Annotated in this window: 4 protein-coding genes; 2 read left to right on the top strand and 2 right to left on the bottom strand. The window is 52.1% G+C overall.

The window, feature by feature from the left end:
• Positions 1-289 precede the first annotated feature (289 nt).
• Complete coding sequence (locus AC5M9B_RS04540; protein WP_070655168.1) at positions 290-817, bottom strand: hypothetical protein; 528 nt, start codon at positions 815-817, stop codon at positions 290-292.
• A 222-nt stretch (positions 818-1,039) separates the two neighbouring features.
• Between AC5M9B_RS04540 and AC5M9B_RS04535 the strand changes: the two genes are divergently transcribed.
• Entirely contained in the window at positions 1,040-1,678 is a 639-nt protein-coding gene (locus AC5M9B_RS04535) for a DUF8453 domain-containing protein (RefSeq protein WP_070655171.1), read from the top strand.
• Positions 1,679-1,832: 154 nt separating this feature from the next.
• Here the strand turns inward: AC5M9B_RS04535 and pyk are convergent, their stop codons facing one another.
• Positions 1,833-3,305: a pyruvate kinase gene (gene pyk / locus AC5M9B_RS04530; protein WP_070655173.1), complete on the bottom strand. Its 1,473-nt coding sequence runs from the start codon at positions 3,303-3,305 to the stop codon at positions 1,833-1,835.
• Positions 3,306-3,649: 344 nt separating this feature from the next.
• On the opposite strand from pyk, the gene AC5M9B_RS04525 reads away from it, so the two are divergent.
• Complete coding sequence (locus AC5M9B_RS04525; protein ID WP_003767818.1) at positions 3,650-4,213, top strand: hypoxanthine-guanine phosphoribosyltransferase; 564 nt, start codon at positions 3,650-3,652, stop codon at positions 4,211-4,213.
• Positions 4,214-4,373: the final 160 nt, after the last annotated feature.

The raw sequence follows: 4,373 nt of genomic DNA, 5'->3' as shown, positions 1-4,373 counted from the left end.
AAGAAGGTGCTCATGGAAAATCCCCTAAATGTCTTGGTGGGAATTTAGGGGATTTTGGGGAATTTTGCAAAGGTCTCTATAGGTTAAAACGTTTTTTCGCGGGCGAAGTCCCGCCACATTTCACAACAGGCATCTGCGACGCACTGCCCACCATCAGACAAAGAGAGCCTTATCTCGAATTCACGTTATATATCATTAGGTTTAAGCATCTCATCTTTGCTATTTTCCGATATTCTTTATTTCCCGAAACCTATGGAAACCGGTCGTCTGAAAACCAGAAAAAGGATTTTCAGACGACCTTTTTATCCGGTTCCTGTGCTGCGGCAGGCACGACCGTATCCGCTTGCGGCAAACGGTGCAGTTTGTACCAATCGTACAGCCGCTTCAGACACAATAAGGCAATCAGCGGCATACAAAATGCGCTGGCCAAATAGCGCGGGTTGCCGAAATTGAACACGGGATACCCCATAGCAGCGGAAATCAGCGCATTGCCCCATTCCCACAGCGACGGCACACTGAATGCCAATACCGCCAGCAGCCCCAACGTGCGGAAAATGCCGATGGGCAGGATACGGCGTTTTAAAACCGTACCGTTAAGTTGGAGCAGAGTCAGCAGTCCGAAGCCGATAATAACCATCATGCCGCCGTTGGCAATAATTTGCAGGCTGTTGAACGCAATATCGGGGGTAACGGCAAGTCCGCCGTCAGAAGGCGTGCTTTGCTGCAAATTAAGCCCTTGCGAGATATTGAGGACAAAGCCGTAAACCATGTCGGCTAAGACAATGAAAATAGGCAACGAGGTGATCAGTTTTTTCATGGTAGTTGTGTGATGGGAAGTGGTGGCGGCATTTTTACCGAAAGCGGCTTATGGTAAAGCAGCGGGCGGCGGGAGGCAATAGCGTCGCCGTCCCTCTTCCGATTATGCCGTTCGTTATTCGGGCATGTTAAACCATATGGTTTACGTTACAATCATATTGTCTTAAGACAATACCGCACAGCGCTTTCAGACGACCTTATTCTGCCAACGACAGGAATCTTTATGCACGCATCCGTCCTCAGCCGTTTTGCACCGGCTTTATACATTTTGATGTTTTTTGCCGGTTTTCTAACCGCCTGCGTCTGGTTTAACCCCCAAGACTATCTCGCCGACCTTACCCCTGTCATCACGGCATTTTCCGCCATCGCGCTGGTTTGGCTTGCGTGGGCTGTCGTTTCGGTCAGAATCAAGGCAAAAAGCGAAATGCAGCATCGGGAAAAACTGATACAGCGTGAAAGCGTCCACCCCGTCCTGCATGCCGCCATCCGCCCGGTAGAAGACAAACCCGGCATGATTGCCTTCGTTATCCGCAATCACGGTAAAGGTATGGCGAAAAACATCCGCCTGAAAGCCACCGCTATTTCTGACCACCCTTCCGCTTCGGCTGTCGCCGCCGCGCTGGCACGGCTGCCGGTATTTGCCGAAGGAGCGGACATGCTGGCGGCAGACGAAATTTACGCAGGTATTTTTGCCGACATCCATACCCTTGCCAAAGCAGGAGAATTCGGCGGAATCGTCCGCGTGGACACCGACTGTGAAAACGTTTTTGGCGATGCCTGTATCTCGCAGACGGATTTGGACATCAGCCTACTGAAACAGGTCGGTACAATCGAAATACCCCGCAAAAAACTGCTGTATTGAGCATCTGTATTGAGCATCAGGCAATATAACCCGCTCCGGCAAGCCATCCGCTCCGCATTCCGCATGACGACACGGCATATTGCGAAAAGGTCGTCTGAAAACCCGTTTCCAAGTTTTCAGACGACCTCATGATTATCTGTCGTTTGCGTGTCGATTATTTAACGCGCAACACTTCCAGCGTATTGGTCGAACCGGATTCGCGCATTTTCGAGCCGCTGGTAATGATGTATTGGTCGCCGGAACACAGGATTTTGTGTTCGACCAACACAGCTTCCACTTCGTTTAGTGCAGTATCGTGGTCGGTGCTGGTCGCCAGAATCATCGGGCGCACGCCGCGATACATTGCCATGCGGCGTTGGGCGGAAATGCTCGGAGTCAGGGCGAAAATCGGCAAAGTGATGTTGTGGCGGCTGATTTCGAAGGCGGTTGAGCCACTTTCGGTCAGGGCGACAATCGCTTTGGCGTGAACCGCACGCGCTACTCCGACCGCGCCGCCGGCAATTGCCAGGTTGGTGCTGACGGCTTCGGGATAATCGACCTGTTCGGCAACGCCGTTGAGCGAGTCCTGCTCTTTTTCGGCTGCCGCGCAGATAATCGCCATTTGGCTGACAGTTTCAAAAGGATACGCGCCGACGGCGGTTTCGGCGGAACACATCACCGCATCGGTGCCGTCCAATACCGCGTTTGCCACGTCGCTGACTTCCGCGCGGGTCGGTACGGGGTTGGTGATCATGGATTCCATCATTTGGGTTGCGGTAATGCTGAAGCGGCGCAACTCGCGTGCGCGGCGGATCATTCGTTTTTGCAGGGCGGGGACGGCTGCGTGTCCGACTTCGACCGCCAAGTCGCCGCGTGCCACCATGATACCGTCGCTGGCAAGGATGATTTCGTCCAAGTTTTCAATCGCTTCCACCCGTTCGATTTTGGAAACCAAACCGGGGCGTACGGCAGTGCTGCCTTTCATTTCTTCTTCGACTTTGGCGCGGGCGATGTGCAAATCTTCGGCGGATTTCACAAAGCTGATGGCGAGGTAATCGCAACCGATGGCAATCGCGGTTTTCAGGTCGCGAAAGTCTTTCTCGGTCAACGCGCCTGCGGACAAACCGCCGCCGCGTTTATTGATGCCTTTGTTGCTTTTCAACACATGGCTGTTTTCAACTTTAGTAACAATCTTACTGCCTTCAACGGATTCCACGGTCAAAGTCAGCAAACCGTCGTCCAGCCACAAAACATCGCCCGCAACGACATCGTTAGGCAGGTCACGGTAGTCCAAACCGACCGCGTCGCGCGTGCCTTCGCCTTCGAGCGCGGCATCCAGAACCAGCGTTTCGCCTTTATTCAATTCAATGCTGCCGCTGGCGATTTTGCCGACGCGGATTTTCGGACCTTGCAAGTCGGCGAGGATGGCAATTTCCTGTCCGGCGCGTTTTGCCGCTTCACGCACGATGCGGGCATTTTCCTGATGAAACTCGGGCGTGCCGTGGCTGAAATTGAAACGGACGACATTCAGACCGCCTACACGGATCATGTCTTCCAACAACTGAACATTGTTGCTGCCCGGCCCCAACGTAGCAACGATTTTGGTGTTGTGGCTGATGCGGGTTACATCGCGTTTTGCATTACTCATGTGAAGCGTCCTTTCGGTCAATCCGTTGATAAATGGCATACGGCTTTGTTGGAAAATTACAAAATTTCATCCAAACGTCGTCTGAAATTTGTAGAGCAACATTCTGTGTTGAGACACTTAAGCCTCAAATCATGATACAAATTAATATTTTGGCATTCTACTCCTAAAGCCAAACAACTGGTGGAAAATTACAGAATTTTCTGACTTAGGCTAAATTTGGCAGGCTTATACGGATTCCGGCAAAACAAACTGTTCTTCTGCAACTTTAAAGCCTGCTTTCAGACGACCTCAGCGCGATTTGGGTTTATAATTTCCTTTTTCTCAACTGATTTTCCCTGTTTACCATGATCGATTTAGAGACCAAACGCCTTGAAACCCAAGCCATGCTTGATAATGCCGAGCTTTTGTTCGACCAAGACCAATGCCGTGCCGCGCTGCAAAAAGTGGCGGACGAGATTACGCGCGACTTGGGGGACAAATATCCGCTCCTGCTGCCTGTGATGGGTGGGGCTGTGGTGTTTACGGGGCAGTTGCTGCCACTGTTGCGCTTTCCGTTGGACTTTGATTATGTGCATGTTTCCCGTTACGGCGACAAGCTGGCGGGCGGTGCGTTCAACTGGAAGCGGATGCCCGACCCTGAGCAGATTCGGGGCCGCCATGTGGTTGTGTTGGACGATATTTTGGACGAGGGACACACGATGTCGGCGATTCAGTCCAAGCTCTTGGAAATGGGGGCGGCGAGCTGCCGTGCGGCTGTGTTTGCCAACAAGTTGATCGACAAGGAAAAACCGACCAAGGCGGATTATGTCGGAATGGATGTGCCCAACCGCTACGTCTTCGGCTACGGTATGGACGCAGCGGGCTGCTGGCGCAATTTGGGCGAGATTTACGCGCTCAACCAAGGCTGAGACAAGATTAAAAAAGGTCGTCTGAAAACCTTTTCAGACGACCTTTGTGCCACCATATCGCGCTATGTGGCGGGTGAACGGACGATATAGTGGATTAAATTTAAATCAGGACAAGGCGACGAAGCCGCAGACAGTACAGATAGTACGGAACCGATTCACT

This window comes from Neisseria flava, from assembly GCF_982712965.1.
This window is presented reverse-complemented; position numbering and strand designations above follow the sequence as displayed.